The organism is Actinomycetospora chlora (assembly GCF_039542135.1).
In the GTDB taxonomy this organism is placed as follows: domain Bacteria; phylum Actinomycetota; class Actinomycetes; order Mycobacteriales; family Pseudonocardiaceae; genus Actinomycetospora; species Actinomycetospora chlora.
Window position 1 is genome coordinate 1 of record NZ_BAABHO010000071.1, and the last position, 19,828, is coordinate 19,828.

Here is a 19,828-nt window from a genome sequence, read left to right on the forward strand (position 1 = left end):
TCGCCGCGAGCGGGAGCGGGCCCGCGTCGAGGACGGCGCGGAGCCCCGCCGGGCGGCCGTCGCCGACGCCGACGCGGTGCTCGCCGCGGTCGTCCTCGTGCTGCTCGGCGCGGCGAACCTCGCGGCCGCCGGCGAGGACGGCGCGGCGCTGCTGAAGCTCGCGACCGGCGGCCTCGGGCTGGCCCTGCTGCTCGTGCTCGCCGCCCGCCGACGCCCGGTGACGCCCGCGCTGGCCTGGGCGGTCTACGGCACCACGCTCGCGCTGCTGGTCGCGGTGGTCGCCGTCGGTCTCGAGGTCAACGGCGCGCGCCGGTGGTTGGGCAGCGGCACGTTCACCCTGCAGCCCTCCGAGCTCGCGAAGCTCGCCGTGCCGCTGGTCCTCGCCGCCGTCCTCGGGCGGTCACGCCCCGGCTGGCGGCGGTTCGCGCTCGCCCTCCCCCTGGCCGGGCTGCCGATCGTCCTCGTCACGCTCCAGCCCGACCTCTCGACGGCCACCCTGCTCACCGTCACGGCCGTCGCGGTGCTGGTCGTCGCCCGCGTCCCGGCCCGCCACCTGCTGCCCGTGCTCGCGGCCGCCGCCGTGGCGGCCCCGCTGGCCCTGGGTCTCCTGCACGACTACCAGCTGGCGCGCCTCGGCACCTACCTGACCGGCTCGCAGTCCGCCGACGGGCCGGGGTGGGCGGTCCGCCAGGCCCGCCTCGCGATCGCCGCCGGCGGCTGGTGGGGCGCCCGCACGGACCCCGTGCACGCGCTCGCCGCGGACTACCTGCCCGAGCGCGAGACCGACCTGGCCCTCGCCTCGCTGGCCTCGGGCTGGGGTGCGCTGGCCGCGGCCCTCGCCGTGGTGGCCGGGCTGGTCATCGTGTGGCGGTGCGTCGTCGGGGCGCGGGAGCCCCGCAGCGCCGCCGGGCGGCTGCTGTGCGCCGGGTTCGGCCTGCTGCTCGGCGTGGAGCTCGTCGTCTCGACCGGCGGGAACCTGGGCCTGCTGCCCGTCGCGGGCGTCCCGTTCCCGATCCTGTCCGCGGGCGGCAGCGCCACGGTCGTGCACCTGGCCGCGCTCGGGCTCGTCCTCGGCGGCCGGCGCGACGGCGCCCGGCGACGCCTGTGGGCGCCGGCCTCGACCGGGCGCCCGCGCCTCGTGCGGGCCGCCGCGGTGGCCGTCACCGCGGTCCTGGTCGCGTTCGCCGTGGTCGGGACCGGCATCGTCCGCGACCCGGTCGCCCGGGCCGCCGGCGTCGACCAGATGACCCGGTGCGTCACGGTGCCCGCGCCGCGGGGCGCGGTCGTCGACCGGCACGGGACCGTGCTCGCCGCGGACGCGGGCGACCGGCGCGTCCGCGTCGCACCGGCCCTGCTGCGCGGCGACCCCGCCGGGGTGGACCGCCTCGCGGGCCTGCTCGGGCGCCCGCCCGCGGCGCTGCACGCGCTCGTCGACCCCGCACCGGCGACCACGGTCGACCTCGACGCGGGCACGGTGGCCGGCCCGGTCGGCGACGCCGTCGACGCCGCGGCGCTGCCCGGGGTCGTGGTGGTCCCGGCCGCCCGCCGCAGCTACCCCACCGGCCCGGTCCTCGCGCCGGTCCTCGGCTGGGTCGGGGCGGTGACGCCGGCCGAGGCGGCCCGCCATCCCGACCTCGACCCGCGGGGCACCACGGGGCGCGCCGGCCTCGAGCAGTCCTACGACGCGGTCCTGCGGGGCGTCCCGGGGCAGCGGTGCTACTGGGTCGACCCCGCGGGCCGGCCGGTCGCGGCCGGCTCCTGGCGGCCCCCGGTGTCCGGCGCGACGTTGACGACGACCCTCGACCTGCCGCTGCAGCAGCGCCTCGTCGCCGGCGTCGCCGGCTCGCTCGCCGGCAGCCCCCGGGGCGCGGTCGGGGCCGCGGTGGCCATGGACCCCCGCGACGGGGCGGTCCTCGCGCTGGCGAGCTGGCCGAGCCACGACGACGGGCTCTACGGCCCGCCGATCGACGCGGCCGCGCTCGAGGCGGCGTCGTCGGCCCCCGGCAGCCCGATGATCGACCACGCGATCGCCTCGGCCGTCCCGCCGGGCTCGACGTTCAAGCTCGTCAACGCGGCGTCGAACATGGCCCACGGGGTCGTGCCGCCCGACCGGCAGCTCCCCGGCGGCGGCGCGTTCACCTACGGCGGCCACACGTTCGGCAACTGGAAGCCGCTGCCGGCGCAGGACCTCGTCGACGCCCTCGCCTGGTCGAACGACGTGTACTTCTACCAGCTCGCCCTCGCCCTGGGGCCCGATCGAATGATCGAGACGGCCCACGCGCTCGGCGTCGGCTCCCCGACGGGGATCGACCTGCCCGGCGAGAGCGGCGGCTACCTCGGCACGCCGGCGGGCGTCACGGCCGACGGCGGGACCTGGTACCCGGGCTCCACGGTCATCCTCGGCATCGGGCAGGGCCCGATCCAGGTCACGCCGCTGCAGGACGCGCGGTGGACGGCCGCGGTGGCCACCGGGGCCCTGGCGACGCCCCACCTGGGCCTGGCCGTGGGCTCCGGTCCGGACGCCGTCGCCCTCCCCCACCCCGCGCCGGTGCCGCTGCCCTTCGCCGACCGGCTCGGTCCGGTCCGGGACGGGATGCGGGCCGTCGTCACCTCGGGGACCGGCGCCGCGCTGCGGGACGTGGGCGTGCCGGTCGGGGCGAAGTCCGGGACCGCCGAGGACCCGTCGGTCCCCGGCGGCGGGGTGGACGACTGGATGACGGCCGTCGCCCCGGCCGGGAACCCCGCGCTCGTCGTGACGGCCCTCGCGCAGCGGCCGGACGCCGGCAGCTCCCGCACCGCGGGCGTCGTGGCCGACGTCATGCGCGGCTACGGCGCCGCCGCCTCGCCGTGAGGCGTCCTACAGGGAGCAGGAGACCAGCACCGGCTCGGGCTCGAGGACCAGGCCGAACGCGTCCTCGACCCGGTCGCGGACGTCGCGGGCCAGCGCGAGCAGGTCGTCGGTGGTGCCGCCGCCGCGGTGGGTCAGCGCCAGCGTGTGCTTGGTGGACACGCGGGCCGGGGCGCCCTCGCCGGGGTACCCGCGGGGCACGCCGGCGCGCTCGATGAGCGCGGCCGCGGAGAGCTTGACCCGCCCGTCGGGCTGCGGCCACGCCGTGACGGGGAGCTGGCCGCAGGCCTCGGTGCGCGCCGCGACCCGGGCGGCCGTGGCCGGGTCGACGACGGGGTTGGTGAAGAACGAGCCGGCGCTGCGGGAATCGGCGTCGTCCGGGTCGATGACCATGCCCTTGCCCCGGCGCAGGGCCAGCACGGCCTCGCGGGCCGCCGCGACCGGCACCCGCGACCCGGGCTCCACGCCGAGGGCGCGGGCGAGCTCGGCGTAGCGGACCGGGGCCGAGAGCCCGTCGGTGGTGAGGCGGAAGCGCACCGCCAGCACGATCTCGCCGTCGACGTTGCGGTCGCCCTTGAGGCGGCTGGTGCGGTACCCGAGGTCGAGGTCGGCGGCCGGGACGGAGCCGCGCCGGCCCGTGCGGCGGGCGTAGAGGTCGACGTCGACGAGCACGTCGGCGACCTCGACGCCGTACGCGCCGACGTTCTGCACCGGTGTCGCGCCGGTGCGCCCCGGGATGCCCGAGAGGCACTCCAGCCCGCCCAGTCCCTCGGCGACGGTGTCGGCCACGAGCGCGTCCCAGTCGGTGCCGGCCTCGACGTGGACCACGACGCTGCCCGGGTCGCGGGCGACGACGTGGTGGCCCCGGTGGTCGACGAGCAGCGCCGTGCCGGGGAAGCCGGCGTCGCCGACGACGAGGTTCGACCCGCCCCCGACCAGCAGCAACGGCTCGCCCGACCCGTCGGCGGCGCGGGCCGCGGCGACCACCTCGTCGGCGGTCGTCGCGTGCACGAGGCGCCGGGCCGGCCCGCCCAGGCCGAGCGTGGTGTGCGGGGCGAGCAGGGTGTCCTCCGCGGGCAGGCCGGCGGCGCGGGCGGAGGGGACCGGCGTGCTCCCCGTGGTCGGGCGGGCTGTCACGACATCCGACGGTAACCTCCCGCCCGTGGCCACCCGCATCGCCCACCGCGCCGACTGGGACGCGCCCGCCGAGGACGTGTACGCCCTGCTGGTCGACGCCGACCACCTCGACCGGCGGCTCAAGGAGCTCGGCGGCAACGACCCCGCCCTGCTCGAGCACGCCGTCGACGACTCCGGGGCGCGGCTGCGCTTCCGGCACTCGGTGCCCGTCGAGTTCCTCCCGTCGGTCATCCGCCGCTTCACCGGCGACGACCTGGTGCTCGACCGCGTCGAGACCTGGCGACCGCGCGACGGCGGCGGCTACGACGGGACGTTCGAGGTCACCGTGCGCGGGCTGCCCGGCCGGCTCTCGGGCACCCAGACCCTCACCGACACCGGCGGCGGCTCGGTCACGCAGGTCGACGGCGAGGCGTCGGTGACCGTGCCGATGGTCGGCGGGCGCATCGAGGGCATCGTCACCGACCAGGTGGGCGGCCTGCTCGACGCCGAGGACGAGTTCACCCGCCGGCGCCTCGCGCAGCGATGAGCGTGCCGTCCGGCCGCCGGCTCGTCATCACGCTGAGCTGCCCCGACCGCACCGGCATCGTCGCCGCCATCACCGGCCGGCTGGCCGCGATCGGCGCCTCGATCACCGAGGCCGCCTACCACGCCGACGTGGACGCCGGCTGGTTCGTCACGCGCCAGGTCGTCGACTCCGCGTCGGTTCCGGGCGGCGCCGACGTGCTGCGCGCGGTGGTCGGCCAGGTCGCCGCCGAGCTCGAGGTGCCCGGCGGCGAGCCCGTCCGCTGGCACGTGCGCGACACCGCCGAGAGCCCGCGGGTCGTGATCCTCGTCAGCAGGGAGTCGCACTGCCTGCACGACCTGCTCGGACGCGTGTGGGGCGGCGAGCTCGACATGGACGTGCGCGCCGTCGTCGGCAACCACGAGGTGCTGCGCCCGATCGCCGCCGCCCACGGTGTCCCGTTCCACCACGTGCCGTTCCCCGCCCGCGCGCAGGACGACGAGGCGCGCACCGGCCGCGACGCCGCGTTCGCGCAGGTGGCGGCGCTGGTCGACGAGCACGACCCGGCGGCGATCGTGCTCGCGCGGTTCATGCAGGTGCTCACGCCGGCGCTGTGCGACCGCTGGGCCGGCCGGGCGATCAACATCCACCACAGCTTCCTGCCCTCGTTCATGGGCGCGCGGCCGTACCACCAGGCGCACGCCCGCGGGGTCAAGCTGGTCGGCGCGACCTGCCACTACGTCACCGCCGACCTCGACGCCGGCCCGATCATCGAGCAGGACGTCATCCGCATCGACCACGCCGACACCCCGGAGGACATGGTCCGCCGGGGCCGCGACGTCGAGAAGCTGGTGCTGGCGCGCGGGCTGCGCGCCCACCTCGAGGACCGCGTGCAGGTGCACGCGGGCCGCACGGTCGTGTTCCGGTAGGGGCGTTCTGCCGGCTACACCCGCTCGGCGGGGATCGACCCCAGGCGTCCGGCGTGGAAGTCGACCATCGCCTCGCGGACCTCCTGCTGGGTGTTCATGACGAACGGCCCGCCCCAGGCGACGGGCTCGCGGATCGGGCGCCCGCCCAGCAGCACGACCTCCAGCTTCGGGTGACGACCCTCCTGGCCGGCGTCGGCCGCGACGCGCAGCGACGACCCCGGCCCGAACACCACGAGCTGGCCGGTGCGCACCGGGCGGCGCTCGGCGCCCACGGTGCCGTCGCCGGACAGCACGTAGAGCAGCGCGTTCTGCTGGGCGTCCCACGGCAGGTGCAGCTGCGCGCCGGGCTCGAGGGAGGCGTGCGCCATCGTCATCGGGGTGTAGGTCGACCCGGGGCCGGTGTGGCCCGCGACCTCGCCGGCGATGACCCGCACCAGCGTCCCCGCGTCCGCGGAGGTCAGCAGGGCGGCCTGGCCCGAGCGCAGGTCCTGGTAGCGGGGCTGCGCCCACTTCTGCGCCCGCGGCAGGTTGACCCACAGCTGCAGGCCGTGGAACAACCCGCCCGACGCGACGAGCGCCTCCGGCGGGCGCTCGATGTGCAGGACCCCGCCGCCCGCGGTCATCCACTGCGTGTCGCCGTTGGTGATCGACCCGCCGCCACCGTGGTTGTCGGCGTGCTCGAAGGTGCCGTCGACGATGTAGGTGACGGTCTCGAAGCCGCGGTGCGGGTGCCACGCCGTGCCCTTGGGCTCGCCCGGCGCGTACTCCACCTCGCCCATCTGGTCCATGTGGATGAACGGGTCGAGCAGCGCCAGATCGACGCCGGCGAACGCCCGCCGCACCGGGAAGCCCTCGCCCTCGTAGCCCTGCGGCGCGGTGGCCACGGAGCGGACGCCCCGCTCCGTCACCCCGACGCGGGGACCGTCCGGCTCGGGGATGCGGGGCAGGACCGTGAGGTCGGCGACCGTCAGCGCGGGCATCGTGGCTCCTCGATTCGTTGAACCTTCAATGTACAGCGGCCAACGGCACACGCCGCCGCGCGATTCCCGATCCCTCCCGACGCTGTCCGGTCGGGTACCGGTGCGCCGAACGTCCCCTCTGAGCCCCTCGAACGGGTTACCGTGCCGCAGCGGGGGTCGCCCCGGACCGGACCGACGGGGGAGGCGGCCATGGCCGGGGAGCACGACGGGCGCGGCGAGCCGGCGGACGCGACGCGACCCGACGACGCGACCGGGACCACCGATCCGACCCCCGACCCGACCCCCGCCACGGCCGACGGCGACGAGCCGTCGTCCCCCTCCCCCGACGCCGGGGCCACGACGGTGCACCCCACGGCCGCGGCGGGTGGCGCCCCGGCCGGGCAGACGCAGCGGGTGGACGTGCCGCCGGCGGCGGCGCCGTGGCGGCCCGAGTCCCAGCCGTACGCGCCGGGCCCGTTCGCCGGCCCGGGCCCCTGGGCGCCGGGACCGGGCACGGGGCCCGTGCCCCCGGGTCCCGCGTTCGGCCCGGCGTTCGGGACGCCGCCCGTCGCCGGCGGACCCGGCCCCTGGGGCCCGCCGACGGGTCCGTGGCCCGGCGCGTACGGGCCGGGCGGGCCGGGCGGTCCCGGTGGTCCCGGCACCGGCCCGATGTGGGCGCCGCCGGCCGGCCAGTCACCGCCGCCGCGGCGGCGCCGCGGCCTGTGGATCGGGATCGCGGTCGCCGTCGTGCTCGTCCTGCTGCTCGCGACGGTCGTCCTCGTCGCGACCCGGCCCAGCTCGCCGCAGGACACCGTGGAGGCCGTCGCGACCGACATGCGGAGCTGGGAGGGCGCCACCTACTCCGGCCGGACCACCGGCGGCGCCGAGGGCCCCGCCACGGTGACGATGACCGTCGACCGCGCCGGCAACGCGACCGGCACCGTCGTCCGCGACTCGGGCGGCCGCGCCGAGTTCGTCCTGACCCCCACCCAGCAGGCCGTGCGCGGCGACCGGGCCTGGTGGGGTCAGTTCGCGAGCCGCCCCGAGTTCGTCGAGCGCATCGACGGCGTCTGGCTCCGGGACGCCGGCACCCAGCTGCCCGAGGGCCTCGAGACCTGGGCGACCGCGCCCGGCGAGCTGGCCGGGCGCCTCCCGGCCGCCGGGCTGACCGAGGCCGACGACACGGCCGTCGTCGAGGGCCGGGAGACCCGGGTGTTCTCCGCGGGCGAGACCCGCCTCGACGTCCAGGACGCGGACGACCCGCCCACGCTCGCGGCGGTCGACATGCCCGGGTTCGCCACGGGCCACGCGGCCCCGGTCACCGTCCACCGCGCGGACCCGGCGGTGCTCGGCACGCTGCCGGGGCTGGTCGGGCAGGTGCCGACGATGAAGAGCTGGCTGGTGGCGCTCACCGAGCGGCCGACCCTGGCCATCTCCCTCGAGGGCCTGGAGGGCGTCTGCAACACCCCGACGTGCACGATCTCGGTGCGTCTCGTCAACTCCGGGACGGTGCCCACGAGCGGCACGATCATCGTCACGCTCGACGGCAACGAGGTGGCGCGGCACCCGTTCCGCTCGGGGCCGGGCTCGAACCAGGTGTTCCCCACGACCGCCGCGAACCCGATCTACAACTCGCCCGGGGCGCAGGGCACCGCGCTGTGGAACGCCCGGGTGGACGGCGGACGCTAGTCAGCGGCCGAGACCCTCGACGCCCTCGGCCGACGGCAGCGCGCCGAGGGCGGCGCCCGGCACCACCAGCTTGCTCTCGCGCAGGCCGCTGCCGACCACGACGGCGGGCGCGGCGAGCGCGGCGGCGTCCACGAGCACCGGCCAGCCGGCGGGCAGGCCGAACGGGGTGATGCCGCCGTAGGCCATGCCGGTCAGCGCGACCGCCTCGTCCATCGCCAGGAACGACGCCTTGCGCACGTCGAGGCGCCGCCGCACGGTGCCGTTGACGTCGGCGCGGGTGGTGGCCAGCACGACGCAGCCGGCGTGGCGACGCTCCCCGGAGCGGGACCCGGCCACGACGACGCAGTTGGCCGAGGCCTCCAGCGGCGAGCCGTAGGCCTCGCAGAACGCGGCGGTGTCGGCGAGCCCGGGGTCGATGGCCGCGACGAGGCAGCCGGCGGCGAGGTCGGCCGGCAGCGCGCGCAGCGCCGCGGCGACCGGGTCGGCCAGCAGCTCGGGCCGGTCCAGGGCGGGACCGACCTCGAGGGTGCCGGCGACGGCGCGGACGGCGTCGGCCGGCGCGCTCACCAGCGCGGGCCCTGCTGGATCTCCACGACCCGCGGCCGCACGTCGACGATGTAGATGAGCACCGCGATGATGCCGATCAGCCACAGGAAGCTGTAGGGCCCCGTGGTCGAGATCGCGAGGATCGCCAGCCCGACGCCGGTGATGGCGCACCAGACCGGCTTGGTGAGCTTGTCGGCGGCGGTGAACGCGTCGGAGCGCTGCATGAGGGCGTGCACGAAGGCGTACAGGCCCACCGGGATCCCGAGCAGCCACAACAGGCTCAGCACGTAGAAGTCGAGGTTGTAGAGCACCGACACACGGTCAGGGTACGTGCCCGGCGGAGCGCCGCGACAGGCACGCGCTCCCCGAACAGGACACGACGGACACATCCCGCGCACACGACGGCCCCGGGACGGGGAGCGTCCCGGGGCCGTGCGTGCGTCGAGCAGCGTTCCCGATCAGGCCTTCGGGGCCTTCTTGGCGCCACCGGTGGTGGCCGCCGACTTCGGGGCGTTCTTCGGGCCCTGCTTGTTCGGCGCGGTGCGCGCGGCGGCCTTGCGGGTGGCGCTGCGGGTCTCCGAGGCGACCTCGTCACCCGCCTCCTTGATCTCCGCGGACAGCTCCGAGCCGGCCTCGGCCACGGCCTCTGCGGCCTCGGCGCTGAAGCGCTGGGTCGCGCGGGCGGCGCGCTCGCCGACCGAGCGGGTCTGCTTGGTGACCTCGGCCAGGCCGGCCTCGCCGCGGACGCGGAAGCCCTCGACGGCGTCCTCGAGGCGGCTCTCGAGCTCGCTCCCGACCTGGTCGACCGTGTCGAGCGCCTGCTTGACCTGCGGCTGGGCCTTGATGCCGTGGTACGTGACCTCGCCGCGCTTGATCAGGTCGGTGTAGACGCTGCGGACGGCGGCCAGGTAGCTGTCGACCAGGCGGCGGAAGTCCTCGGCGGTCAGCTTGGAGCGCAGCTCCTGCAGCTCGGCCGGGAGGTCCTCCACGCGGGCCTGCACCTCGGTGGCGCCGGCCTGGACGCGGGCGACGGCGTCGCGCGCGGTGGCGACGGCCGCGTCACCCAGGCCGAGCACGGCGAGGGCCGGCTGGCGGAGCGGGTCGATGGCGTCCGAGACGACCTTGTTGGCCTGGTCCCGGGCCTCACGGACGTCGAACTTGGTGGGGAAGGTGACAGGCATGGTGGTCTCCACTCCAGGGGTCGGTGGGTCGTGCTGGTGCTGGTGCTGACCAGCTCCGACGGGCTCTGACTGGCTCTGACTAGCTGTCGTGCCGTCCGGTGGCGGCGCTGCCGGCGGGACGGGCCTCCGCGAGGTCGGCGGCGACCTCTTCGGCGACCTTCGCGACGGTCGTGTCGGTGACGTTGCCGCGACGGAACGATGCGTAGATGTCGGCGAGCACCTGCTTCTGGCGCTCGGACAGGTCCGGATCGGCCGCCAGGGCGTCCAGCACCGGCGAGTACTCCCGTGGCTCGAGGATCCCGGCACGGACGTACAGCGCCTCGGCGGAGATCCGCAGGCCGGTCGCGATCTGGGCCAGGATCTCGGCGGACGGCTTGCGCAGCCCGCGCTCGATCTGGCTCAGGTAGGGGTTGCTGATCCCCGCGACCTTGGCGAGCTGACGGAGGGAGACCTCCGCGCCCTCGCGCTGCCGGCGGATGTAGGCCCCGATGTCCTCGACGGCCTGGCCGATCTTGTCGACGCCGTCGGTAGCCATCGGAACCACCTCCTCCCGAACTCGCTGACACCCACGTTAGCACGGGTGCTAGCTGGTGCAAGCACGACGCTAGCGCTGGTCAGGTGGCCTATCGCACACCGGATCGAGTCACGGACTACGTTTGCGCCGATGACGGAAGGGACCCCCGACGAGGCGCCCCCGCCCCGGCTGCCCGTGGTGCGCGGACAGGGGCGGGCCGTGGCCGTCGTCGCCGTCGGCGGCGTCCTGGGCGCGCTGGCCCGGTGGGGGGTCGGCCTGGCGCTCCCCGCCCCCGCCGGCACGTTCCCCTGGGCCACGGTCGGCATCAACGTGCTCGGCTCCCTGCTCATGGGCGTCCTCGTCGTGGTGGTCACCGAGGTGACCGACGCCCACCCGCTGGTGCGCCCGTTCCTCGCCGTCGGCGTGCTCGGCGGGTTCACGACCTTCTCGACGTTCGCCACCGACACCCAGTCCCTGCTGGCCGGTGGGCACCGAGCGACGGCCCTGGCCTACCTCGCGGCGACGGTGGTCGGCGCCGTCGGGGCGTGCGCCCTCGGCGTGGCGGCGACACGACGGGCGGCCTTCGGACGCGCGGCGGTCCGGTGACCACGTTCCTGCTCGTCGTCCTCGGCGCCGCGGTCGGGGCACCCGCGCGCTACGTGACCGACCGGTGGGTGCAGTCGGTCCACGGGACCGGCTTCCCGTGGGGCACGTTCGTCGTCAACGTCGTCGCCTCGTTCGTGCTCGGCCTCGTCGTCGGCGGGCCGGCGCCGCACGCCGTGGCCGCGCTCGTCGGCATCGGCTTCTGCGGGAGCCTCTCGACGTGGTCGACGCTCGCCTACGACGTGGTCCGCCTCACCGAGGACGGGACGCGCTCCTTCGCCGTGCTCGACGTCCTCGCCTCCGTGCTCGCCGGGCTCGGCGCCGCCGGGCTCGGGTTCGCGCTCGCGTGACGGCTCAGACCAGCAGCTCGCCCACCGTGTAGATCACCAGGCCGGCCAGGGCGCCGACGATGGTGCCGTTGATGCGGATGAACTGGAGGTCGCGCCCGACCTGCAGCTCGATCTTGCGCGAGGCCTCGTCGCCGTCCCAGCGCTCGACGGTGTCGGAGATCAGGGTGCTGATCTCGCCGGAGTAGCGCCCGACGACGTAGCTCGCGGCGTCGACGATCCAGCCGTCGATCTTGTCGCGGAGCTCGGCGTCGGTGTCGAGGCGCTCCCCGAAGCGCGCCACGCCGTCGGTCACCCGCAGCCGCAGCTGCGACGACGGGTCCTCGGCGGCGTCGAGGAGCATCGCCTTGCCGGTGGCCCATGCCCGCGAGATGAGGGCCTGCACGTCGGGGTGCTCGAGCAGCTGGCGCTTGATGACCTCGACGCGCTCGCCGGTCTCCGGGTCGTCCTGCAGGTCGCCCGCGAAGGAGACGAGGAAGCGGTCGATGGCCTTGCGCAGCGGGTGGTCCTGGTCGGACTTCACCGCCCACGCGAACGACAGCGCCTCGGCGTAGAGGCGGTCGGCGATGAGTCCGTCGACGAAGCGGGGCGACCAGCTCGGCGCCTGCTTGCTGACCAGGGCCATGACCGTCTCGTGGTTGAGCCGCACCCAGTCGTAGGCCCGGTCGCAGATGAGGTCCACGAGCCGGCGGTGCGACCCGTCGGCGAGCACCCCGGCGAGCAGGCGACCCAGCGGCGGCCCCCAGGGCTGGGCGACGACGCGGCGCGTGACCGCCTGGTCGACCACGGCCTGGATCTCGTCGTCGCGCAGCACCGTGACCGCGCCGCGCACCACCGTCGCGAGCTCGCCGGTGACGCGCTCGGCGTTGCCCGGCGCGCACAGCCAGCCGCCGACCCGCGCCGAAATCCCGGCCGCCCGCAGCTTGCCGGCGACCACGGACGGGGCGAGGAAGTTGTCGCCCACGAAGCCCGACAGGCTCGCGCCGAGCTGGTCCTTCTTGCGCGGGATCAGCGCCGTGTGCGGGATCTTGATGCCCAATGGGTGCCGGAACAGCGCCGTGACGGCGAACCAGTCGGCGAGCCCGCCGACCATCCCGGCCTCGGCGGCGGCCCGCACGTACCCGGTGAAGGCGGGGCCCCCGTTGCGCTCCCACAGCAGGAAGACGATCCAGACGACCGCGGCCCCGAAGAGGAACGACAGCGCCACCGCCTTCATCCGCCGCAGGCGGGTGCGCTTCTCGGGGTCGTCGGTGAAGCCGACCATGTCGGCGACGCCGGTGCCGCGCTGCCCCCACCGCGAGCGGGGACTGTCGTCCGGGGCGGTCCGGTCGGTACGGTCGTCGCCGCCGGTGGTCCGGGCAGCGACGATCGGTGGTCCGACCGGCTCGGTGGGTGGATCGGCCGGATGGTCGCTCGGCCCGCTGCCGGTGCCGCGGTCCGGGCCCTGGGCGGTCTGCACGTCCTCCAGTGTCCCACCGCCGCGGCGCGGGACCCCTCGGCACGGGCCGGCCGCGGGGCCGGTCCGAGCAGCGCCTGAGACGGAGGTCACGCCACCGACGTCACCCTCTTCGGTGAACCGGACGACCGTCCGGCGCGAATCGGGGGCACGACAACGAGAGTGCGTATCGCTCGGGCCGGTTCGCTCGTTGAACTGGTGCCGTTGTCGCCGTCGTTCGCGCCGGAGTCGTCGCGCGGCCGTCACGGCCGCCGGTCACCCCGCACGGACGGGGGCCGCGACGCACCCGCCGAACACCCGAGCCGTCCCGCGGGACGACCCGGTCCCCCGTGCGACCGACCGCGCCCGGCCGCACGGGGTCTCGCGTCCCCCGGTCGCCGTGCTGCCCCACGGTGACCGGGGGACGCCCCTCACGGCGTCCCCTACAGCGCGAGCGTCGGGCGGTAGCGGCGCATCCAGGCGTCCATCTGCAGGACCGACTCGAGCGTCGCGCGGTCGGTGTCGATGCTCGGGCCGTCCTGGGGCGCGTCGATCGCCGCCCGCAACGCGTCGAGGTCGACGACGTCGCGGACCGGGGCGTCGCGGTCGGCGACGAGCTCGGCGATCGAGTCCCGCAGCGCCTTCTCGTAGCCCGGGTCCTGCGTGGACGGGTACGGGCTCTTGACGCGGTCGACGATCGACGAGGGCAGCAGGTCGCGCGACGCCGCCCGCAGCAGGCTCTTCTCCCGCCCGTCGAACGTCTTGAGCGCCCACGGCGTGTTGAAGACGTACTGCACGAGCCGGTGGTCGCAGAACGGCACGCGCACCTCCAGCCCGCTCGCCATGCTCATGCGGTCCTTGCGGTCGAGCAGGATCTGCACGAACCGCGTCAGGTGCAGGTAGCAGACCTCCCGCATCCGCCGCTCGTGCGCGCTCACGCTGCCTTTCGTGGTCGAGCTCCGCTTCGCTGCGTCCCCGTCGAGGTGCGGCACCTCCGCCAACGCGTCGCGGTACGAGGCGTCCACGTAGTCCTGCAGGTGGAGACGCTCGCGCAGCTCCGGGGTGAAGTGACTGGTCGACTGGTCCAGCGGGCCCATCCGCGTGGCGGCCATCCACGGGAAGGTGTCCGCATTCACCGCGTCCGCGTCGTGGAACCAGCGGTAACCGCCGAAGACCTCGTCGGCCGACTCGCCGGACAGCGCGACCGTCGAGTGCCCGCGGATGGCCTTGAACAGCAGGTAGAGCGAGGTGTCCATGTCGCCGATCGACACCGGCACGTCGCGCGCCCGCAGCACCGCCGCGCGGGCGTCCGGGTCGGTCAGGTCGTCGTTGGACAGCGTGATGGCGGTGTGGTCGGCGGCCACGTGCTCGGCGAGCTCGCGGACGTAGGGGCCGTCCGGGGTGTCGCGCATCGGATCGGCGGTGAACGAGTCCTCGTAGCCGACGAAGTCGACCGAGAACGACCGGACCGGGCCGGCGTCCTGCGCCCGGAGCTTCTGCGCGGCGAGCGCGGTGATGGCCGACGAGTCCAGGCCGCCCGAGAGCAGCGCGCAGAGCGGGACGTCGGCGATGAGCTGGCGGTCGACGATGTCGTCGAGGAGCTCGCGCACGTGGGCGACGGTCGTGTCCCGGTCGTCGGTGTGCTCCAGGGCCTCGAGCTGCCAGTAGCGGTGCACGTCGCTGCCCTCGCGGCGCACGCGCACCCAGGAGCCCGGCCGCACCTCGAACATGCCGCGGTAGATGCCGTGGCCCGGCGTCTTGACGTGGGCGAGCAGCTCGCGCAGGCCGTCGAGGTCGAGCACGGCCTCGGCGCGCGGGTGGGCCAGGATCGCCTTGGGCTCCGACCCGAACAGCGCGCCGTCGGGCGTCGGGTACCAGTAGAGCGGCTTGACGCCCATGCGGTCGCGCACCAGGTAGAGCTCCTCGGAGCGGTCGTCCCAGAGCGCGAAGGCGAACATCCCGTTGAGGCGCTCGACGACGCCGGCGCCCCACTCGAGCCAGCCCACGAGCACGACCTCGGTGTCGGAGAGCGTGCGGAACGCGTGCCCACGGCCCTCGAGCTCGGCGCGCAGCTCGCGGAAGTTGTAGACCTCGCCGGAGAACACCAGCGTCAGGACGGTCCGGCCCTGGACCTCCAGGGTCATGGGCTGCGTCCCGCCCGGCACGTCGACCACCGCGAGCCGGCGGTGGCCGAGCGCCGCGCGGGCGCGGCCGGTGTCGTCGGAGAGCCCCGGGGAGAGCCACAGGCCCTCGTCGTCCGGGCCGCGGCAGCTCATCGTCTCGACCATCGGGGCGACCTCGGCGCGGTCCATCCCGCGCGCCAGGTCGACGCCTCCCGCGATGCCACACATCGGCACGACCTCCTCGTCGTCGGTGACGAGGTGGGAGTGCCCCCATAGTTAGCTCGCGTAACTATCTATGGGTCACACCCCGGCGGTCTCGTCCTCCGGCTCCTCGGACCCCTCGCGGGTCGGCCCCTCGAGCGGCAGGCAGACCTCGAAGGTCGTGCCGCCGGGTCCGGTGTGCACGCGGATGTCGCCGTGGTGCTTCTTGACGACGATGCGCCACGAGATGTCCAGGCCGAGCCCGGTGCCCTCGCCGACGTCCTTGGTCGTGAAGAACGGCTCGAAGATGCGCGGGCGCACGTCCTCGGGGATGCCGGGGCCGGTGTCACCGATCTCGACGATGGCGTGCGGCCCGTCGCGCCGGGTGCGGATGGTCAGCGTCCCGGTGCCGTCGCCGTGGGCGTGCATGGCGCCGACCGCGTTGTCGATGATGTTGGTCCACACCTGGTTGAGCTCCGCGGCGTACGCCGGGATCTTCGGCAGGTCCGGGTCCAGCTCCTTGACGACCTGGATGCCCTCGAACTTCCGGCTCATCATCACCATCGTCGACTTCAGCAGGTCGCGCAGGTCGACCTCCTGGAACGGCGCCCGGTCGAGCTGGGAGTACTGGCGGGCCGCGCCGACGAGGTTCGAGATCCGGTTGGTGGCGTCGGTGATCTCGCCCATGAGCGTCTCGGTCTCGACCGCGTAGGCGATCCAGCGCACCGCCGCCTCGACCGAGCCCTCCGGCACCGTGCGCTCGACCTTGTCCAGCCACTCGGCGTCGAGGCCGCCGGCGACCAGCACCGGGGCGAGGTCCCAGGCACCGCCGACGCCGCGCTCGTCGAGCCAGTCGCCGAGCTCGTCCTCGGCGTCCGACGCCTCGAGCGCGGAGAGCTCCGGCGCGGTCTCGGCGCGGCTGACCGCGTCCTCCTGCAGCTCCACCAGCTGTGCGACGGTCGGGCCGTCGAGCTTGCCGCAGGCGAGCAGGCCGAGCTTGTGGCGCATGCCGGCGACCCGGCTGCGCAGCGACTCGGTGGCGCGCTGCGCCGCGGCGGCGGGGTTGTTGAGCTCGTGGGTCAGGCCGGCGGACAGCGACCCCAGCGCGAGCAGGCGCTCCCGCTCGCTCTGGATCGTCGAGGTCCGGCGCATGCCGACGACGAGGCCCTCGAGCAGGTGGATCGGCAGCGGGAACCACGTCCGCAGCGCGTCGGCCCACTCGGCGGCCGGCAGCGCGAGGAACGTCGCGTCCTTCGTGGCCCGCAGCGAGTGCTTGTAGACCTGCTCGGCGTCCGGGATGTAGGCCTGGGTCGACCCGCCGTAGGAGCCGCGCTGCGACGTCCGGGTCGTCTCGACCTCGTCGCCGCGCATCGTCTGCAGCATCGCCAGCTCGCCGGACAGCAGCACCCAGAAGCAGGTCGCCGGCTCGCCCTCACGGCACACCGTCTCGCCCGCGGAGAACGACACGACGTCGCCGTGCTCGGCGACCCAGCCGAGCTGCTCGTCGTCGAGCTTCTCGAACAGGAACAGCTCGCGCAGCTGCTCCGGGGTCATCTTCTCCGGCACCTGCTCGGTGGTGGTCATCCGTTCTCCAACCATCGGTGCACCAGGCTCACCGCCATCGCGCCCTCACCGACCGCGGACGCGACGCGCTTGACCGACTCGGCCCGGACGTCGCCGACGGCGAACACCCCGGGCACGGAGGTCTCCAGGTGGAACGGATCCCGGTCCGGATCCCATCCCGTCGGCCGCCGTCCCTCCGGCGAGGCCGGGATGTCGGGGCCGGTGAGGACGAAGCCGCGGCCGTCGCGGGCCACCACCCCGTCCAGCCAGTCGGTGCGCGGGGCGGCACCGATGAACACGAAGAGCCAGGAGGCCTCGACGGTCTCCTCCGCACCCGAGTTCCTGTCGCGCAGTGTCAGCTTCTCGAGGTGATCGGTGCCCTCGGCGGCGACCACCTCGGTGCAGGTGCGCACCTCGATCTTCGGGTTCGCGTCGATCTGCTCGATGAGGTAGTGCGACATCGAGGCCGTCAGCGACGGCCCGCGCACCAGCATCGTGACCTTGCGGGCGTGGCGCGAGAAGTTCATCGCCGCCTGGCCCGCCGAGTTCGCGCCGCCCACTACGTAGACGTCCTGCGCGGCGCACGACGAGGCCTCGGTGGCCGCGGCGCCGTAGAAGACGCCCTGCCCCGTGTGCTCCTCGAGGCCCGGCGAGTCGAGCATCCGGTAGGAGACGCCGGTGGCCAGCACCACCGCGTGCGCGGTGATCTCCGAGCCGTCGTCGAACCGCACGACTCGGGCCCGACCCTTGGGCTCGAGCGCGGTGACGGTGCGGGTGGTGATGACCTCGGTGCCGAACTTCTCGGCCTGCAGCCGCGCCCGCGTGGTCAGCTGGTCGCCGGAGACCCCGTTGGGGAAGCCCAGGTAGTTCTCGATGCGGCTCGACGTGCCGGCCTGGCCGCCCGTGGCCCGCGACTCGACGAGCACGGTGCGCAGCCCCTCGGACCCGCCGTAGACGCTCGCCCCGAGCCCGGCCGGGCCGCCGCCGACCACCACGAGGTCGTAGACGTCGGTGGACGCCGTGGTCGAGAGCCCGGCCGCCTCGACCACCTGGGCGTCGGTGGGCTCGACGAGCGCGGTGCCGTCCTCGGTGATCACCACCGGCAGCTTCTCGGGGTCGGCACCCGCGGCCTCGAGCAGCCGCGCACCCTCGGGCTCGTCGACCCGGTAGAAGTCGTAGGAGAGCTGGTTGCGGGCCACGAGGTCGCGCAGCTCGTAGGAGCGCGCCGACCAGCGGTGCCCGACGATGCGGATCGCGGCCGCCGGCCGGTCCGGGGCGTCGCGCCAGGCGGCCAGCAGGCCGTCGACCACCGGGTAGAGCTTCTCCTCCGGCGGGTCCCACGGCTTGAGCAGGTAGTGGTCGAGGTCGACGACGTTGATCGCGGTGATCGCGGCGTCGGTGTCGGCGTACGCGGTGAGCAGCACCCGCCGCGCGCGGGGGAACAGGTCCATCGCCTGCTCGAGGAACTCGACGCCGGTCATCCGCGGCATGCGCTGGTCGGCGAGGATCACCGCGACCTGCTCGCCCCGCAGGGCGATCTCGCGCAGGGCGTCGAGCGCGGCGGGCCCGGACTCCGCGCGGACGATGCGGTGGTGCTCGCCGTACTCGCGGCGCAGGTCGCGGGCGACGGCGCGGGACACCCCGGGGTCGTCGTCCACGGTCAGGATCACCGGTCGGGTCACACGACGAGCCTAGGCCCTCGACGCGACTTCTCGATCGATGCAGATGGTCACTCCGCCGAGGGCGAACCGTCCCCCGCGCCGCGGCTCGACGCAGCGTCGTCGCCCGTGCTCCCGGAGTCACCGTTTCCCCGGAACGCCCCCGGCCGCGCCGCCGCGCGCCCTACGATCCGCCCGTGCGGGAGATCCTCGGACGGGCGCTCGCCGCCGCGGCGGTCCTCGCCGACCTCGCCGCGCGCTACGCCGCCGCGGCCCCCGCCGCCCCGGCCGCCGCTCCCGTCCCGCCCGCGCCGGATCCGACCGCCCTCGCGGCGCTCGACCCCGAGCCGCACCCCCTGCCCGGGGTCCGCCCGCGGGTGGCGTGCGTGACGTCGGCCGATCCGGGGGCGGTCGTGGCCGCGGCGCCGTGGGCCCAGCAGCGCCTGCGCTTCACCGACGCGTGGCGCTTCACCCGCGGCGCGGGGCAGACCGTCGCGGTGATCGACACCGGGGTCAGCAGGCACCCGCGGCTCGCCGGGCGCCTCGTCGACGGCGGCGACTTCGTCGGCACCGCGGGCGGGCTGACCGACTGCGACGGCCACGGCACGCTCGTCGCCGGCATCATCGCCGCGGCGCCCGACCCGGCGACCGGCTTCGTCGGCGTCGCCCCGGACGCCCGCGTGCTCTCGATCCGCCAGTCGAGCGCGACGGTGAGCAGCACCGCGCCCGGCGGCACGGCGACCGACGGCGGCGGGAACGTGGACACCCTCGCCGAGGCGGTCCTGCGGGCGGTCCGCCTGGGCGCGACCGTCGTCAACATCTCCGAGGCCGCCTGCGTACCGGCGGACGCGGCCGGCCAGGGCCTGGCCCCGCTGCGGGCCGCCGTGCGCGCCGCCGTCGACGCGGACGTCGTGGTCGTGGCGGCGGCGGGGAACGCCGGCTCCGGCGCGTGCACCCAGGGCCCGGACGGGCAGAGCACGGGCCAGGTCGTGGCGCCCGCGTGGTTCGGCGACGACGTCCTGTCCGTCGGCTACACGCGCCGCGACGGGCTCCCCGCGCCGCAGAGCCTGCGCGGCCCGTGGGTGTCGCTGTCGGCGCCGGGCTCGGAGATCGTCTCGCTCGACCCGACCGGCCCCGGCGTCGTCGACCGGATCGCCCCCATCGGCGCCGGCGGGGCGGTCCCGATCGAGGGCACCAGCTTCGCCGCGCCGTACGTCAGCGGCGTGGTCGCGCTCGTGCGGGCCCGCTACCCCGGCCTCGACGCCCGGCAGGTGATGGCCCGCGTGACGGCGTCGGCCGACCGGCCCGGCGGGGTCTCGGCGATCGGCGGGAGGCACGACGACGCGGTCGGCGCCGGCACCGTCGACCCCGTCTCGGCGGTCGCCGACGTCCGCCCGGACGAGTTCACCGGGTCGGGCCCCGCGTCCGTGTCGCCCGCGGGGGCGGGTCGGGTCGACCTGACCGACGGCCGGGATGCACACTCCGGATCGCGCACGGTGGCGCTGATCGGGTCCGCGGGGGCAATGGCGCTGCTGGGGGGAGCCGGTCTCGTCGTCCTCGTCGCGCGCCGGTCCCGCCGGTCGCGCTGAGGAG

Annotated in this window: 17 protein-coding genes; 7 read left to right on the top strand and 10 right to left on the bottom strand. The window is 75.6% G+C overall.

The window, feature by feature from the left end:
• Positions 1-2,851, top strand: a 2,851-nt coding sequence (locus ABD994_RS28175; RefSeq protein ID WP_345423836.1) for an FtsW/RodA/SpoVE family cell cycle protein, incomplete at its 5' end; no start/stop codon positions are given.
• A gap of 6 nt (positions 2,852-2,857) precedes the next feature.
• On the opposite strand, the gene ABD994_RS28180 is transcribed toward ABD994_RS28175, so the two are convergent.
• Entirely contained in the window at positions 2,858-3,985 is a 1,128-nt protein-coding gene (locus ABD994_RS28180; RefSeq protein ID WP_345423839.1) for a UDP-N-acetylmuramate dehydrogenase, read from the bottom strand.
• Positions 3,986-4,010: 25 nt separating this feature from the next.
• On the opposite strand from ABD994_RS28180, the gene ABD994_RS28185 reads away from it, so the two are divergent.
• Together ABD994_RS28185 and purU are read left to right on the top strand one after the other, a co-directional pair.
• The gene (locus tag ABD994_RS28185; RefSeq protein ID WP_345423842.1) at positions 4,011-4,511 is read left to right on the top strand and encodes a DUF2505 domain-containing protein; all 501 of its coding nucleotides are present in this window, start codon (positions 4,011-4,013) and stop codon (positions 4,509-4,511) included.
• Complete coding sequence (purU, locus tag ABD994_RS28190) at positions 4,508-5,416, top strand: formyltetrahydrofolate deformylase (RefSeq protein ID WP_345423845.1); 909 nt, start codon at positions 4,508-4,510, stop codon at positions 5,414-5,416. Before ABD994_RS28185 ends, purU begins: the two co-directional genes overlap by 4 nt.
• A gap of 14 nt (positions 5,417-5,430) precedes the next feature.
• On the opposite strand, the gene ABD994_RS28195 is transcribed toward purU, so the two are convergent.
• The gene (locus tag ABD994_RS28195) at positions 5,431-6,396 is read right to left on the bottom strand and encodes a pirin family protein (protein ID WP_345423848.1); all 966 of its coding nucleotides are present in this window, start codon (positions 6,394-6,396) and stop codon (positions 5,431-5,433) included.
• Positions 6,397-6,585: 189 nt separating this feature from the next.
• Between ABD994_RS28195 and ABD994_RS28200 the strand changes: the two genes are divergently transcribed.
• Positions 6,586-8,064 carry a hypothetical protein gene (locus ABD994_RS28200; protein ID WP_345423851.1) on the top strand — a complete coding sequence of 493 codons (1,479 nt, stop codon included), beginning with the start codon at positions 6,586-6,588 and terminating at the stop codon, positions 8,062-8,064.
• Here the strand turns inward: ABD994_RS28200 and ABD994_RS28205 are convergent, their stop codons facing one another.
• From ABD994_RS28205 to ABD994_RS28220, 4 genes are all read right to left on the bottom strand, one after another.
• On the bottom strand, positions 8,065-8,631 hold the full coding sequence (locus ABD994_RS28205) for a YbaK/EbsC family protein (protein ID WP_345423854.1): 567 nt from the start codon (positions 8,629-8,631) through the stop codon (positions 8,065-8,067).
• Positions 8,628-8,927, bottom strand: a complete 300-nt coding sequence (locus tag ABD994_RS28210; protein WP_345423857.1) for a DUF2516 family protein — start codon at positions 8,925-8,927, stop codon at positions 8,628-8,630. The genes ABD994_RS28205 and ABD994_RS28210 overlap by 4 nt, the downstream gene beginning before the upstream one ends.
• 141 nt (positions 8,928-9,068) lie before the next feature.
• Positions 9,069-9,791 carry a hypothetical protein gene (locus ABD994_RS28215; protein ID WP_345423860.1) on the bottom strand — a complete coding sequence of 241 codons (723 nt, stop codon included), beginning with the start codon at positions 9,789-9,791 and terminating at the stop codon, positions 9,069-9,071.
• 79 nt (positions 9,792-9,870) lie between these two features.
• Entirely contained in the window at positions 9,871-10,326 is a 456-nt protein-coding gene (locus tag ABD994_RS28220; RefSeq protein WP_345423863.1) for a helix-turn-helix domain-containing protein, read from the bottom strand.
• Positions 10,327-10,455: 129 nt separating this feature from the next.
• Here ABD994_RS28220 and ABD994_RS28225 point away from each other — a divergent pair, with 129 nt between their 5' ends.
• Positions 10,456-10,911, top strand: coding sequence for a fluoride efflux transporter FluC (locus ABD994_RS28225; RefSeq protein WP_345423866.1), 456 nt, complete (start codon positions 10,456-10,458; stop codon positions 10,909-10,911).
• Positions 10,908-11,258 (top strand): fluoride efflux transporter FluC, encoded by a 351-nt coding sequence (locus tag ABD994_RS28230; RefSeq protein ID WP_345423869.1) that lies wholly within the window; start codon positions 10,908-10,910, stop codon positions 11,256-11,258. Before ABD994_RS28225 ends, ABD994_RS28230 begins: the two co-directional genes overlap by 4 nt.
• 4 nt (positions 11,259-11,262) lie before the next feature.
• On the opposite strand, the gene ABD994_RS28235 is transcribed toward ABD994_RS28230, so the two are convergent.
• The 4 genes from ABD994_RS28235 to ABD994_RS28250 all read right to left on the bottom strand — a co-directional run bounded on the left by ABD994_RS28235 (position 11,263) and on the right by ABD994_RS28250 (position 18,259).
• Positions 11,263-12,519: a DUF445 domain-containing protein gene (locus ABD994_RS28235; RefSeq protein WP_345423911.1), complete on the bottom strand. Its 1,257-nt coding sequence runs from the start codon at positions 12,517-12,519 to the stop codon at positions 11,263-11,265.
• A gap of 614 nt (positions 12,520-13,133) precedes the next feature.
• A complete protein-coding gene (gene asnB / locus ABD994_RS28240) occupies positions 13,134-15,041 on the bottom strand; it encodes an asparagine synthase (glutamine-hydrolyzing) (RefSeq protein WP_345423872.1) in 1,908 nt (635 codons plus the stop codon).
• Positions 15,042-15,113: 72 nt separating this feature from the next.
• Complete coding sequence (locus ABD994_RS28245; protein ID WP_345423875.1) at positions 15,114-16,598, bottom strand: ATP-binding protein; 1,485 nt, start codon at positions 16,596-16,598, stop codon at positions 15,114-15,116.
• The gene (locus ABD994_RS28250; protein WP_345423878.1) at positions 16,595-18,259 is read right to left on the bottom strand and encodes an NAD(P)/FAD-dependent oxidoreductase; all 1,665 of its coding nucleotides are present in this window, start codon (positions 18,257-18,259) and stop codon (positions 16,595-16,597) included. The genes ABD994_RS28245 and ABD994_RS28250 overlap by 4 nt, the downstream gene beginning before the upstream one ends.
• A gap of 173 nt (positions 18,260-18,432) precedes the next feature.
• Between ABD994_RS28250 and mycP the strand changes: the two genes are divergently transcribed.
• Entirely contained in the window at positions 18,433-19,824 is a 1,392-nt protein-coding gene (gene mycP / locus ABD994_RS28255; protein WP_345423881.1) for a type VII secretion-associated serine protease mycosin, read from the top strand.
• Positions 19,825-19,828 lie beyond the last annotated feature (4 nt).

What these genes read in the sequence shown, in the direction of transcription:
- ABD994_RS28225 (WP_345423866.1), top strand. Translation starts at nt 10,456, where the DNA reads ATGACGGAAGGGACCCCCGACGAGGCGCCCCCGCCCCGGCTGCCCGTG.
- purU (WP_345423845.1), top strand. Translation starts at nt 4,508, where the DNA reads ATGAGCGTGCCGTCCGGCCGCCGGCTCGTCATCACGCTGAGCTGCCCC.
- ABD994_RS28195 (WP_345423848.1), bottom strand. Translation starts at nt 6,396, where the DNA reads ATGCCCGCGCTGACGGTCGCCGACCTCACGGTCCTGCCCCGCATCCCC.
- asnB (WP_345423872.1), bottom strand. Translation starts at nt 15,041, where the DNA reads ATGTGTGGCATCGCGGGAGGCGTCGACCTGGCGCGCGGGATGGACCGC.
- ABD994_RS28200 (WP_345423851.1), top strand. Translation starts at nt 6,586, where the DNA reads ATGGCCGGGGAGCACGACGGGCGCGGCGAGCCGGCGGACGCGACGCGA.
- ABD994_RS28235 (WP_345423911.1), bottom strand. Translation starts at nt 12,519, where the DNA reads ATGGTCGGCTTCACCGACGACCCCGAGAAGCGCACCCGCCTGCGGCGG.
- ABD994_RS28245 (WP_345423875.1), bottom strand. Translation starts at nt 16,598, where the DNA reads ATGACCACCACCGAGCAGGTGCCGGAGAAGATGACCCCGGAGCAGCTG.
- ABD994_RS28215 (WP_345423860.1), bottom strand. Translation starts at nt 9,791, where the DNA reads ATGCCTGTCACCTTCCCCACCAAGTTCGACGTCCGTGAGGCCCGGGAC.
- ABD994_RS28220 (WP_345423863.1), bottom strand. Translation starts at nt 10,326, where the DNA reads ATGGCTACCGACGGCGTCGACAAGATCGGCCAGGCCGTCGAGGACATC.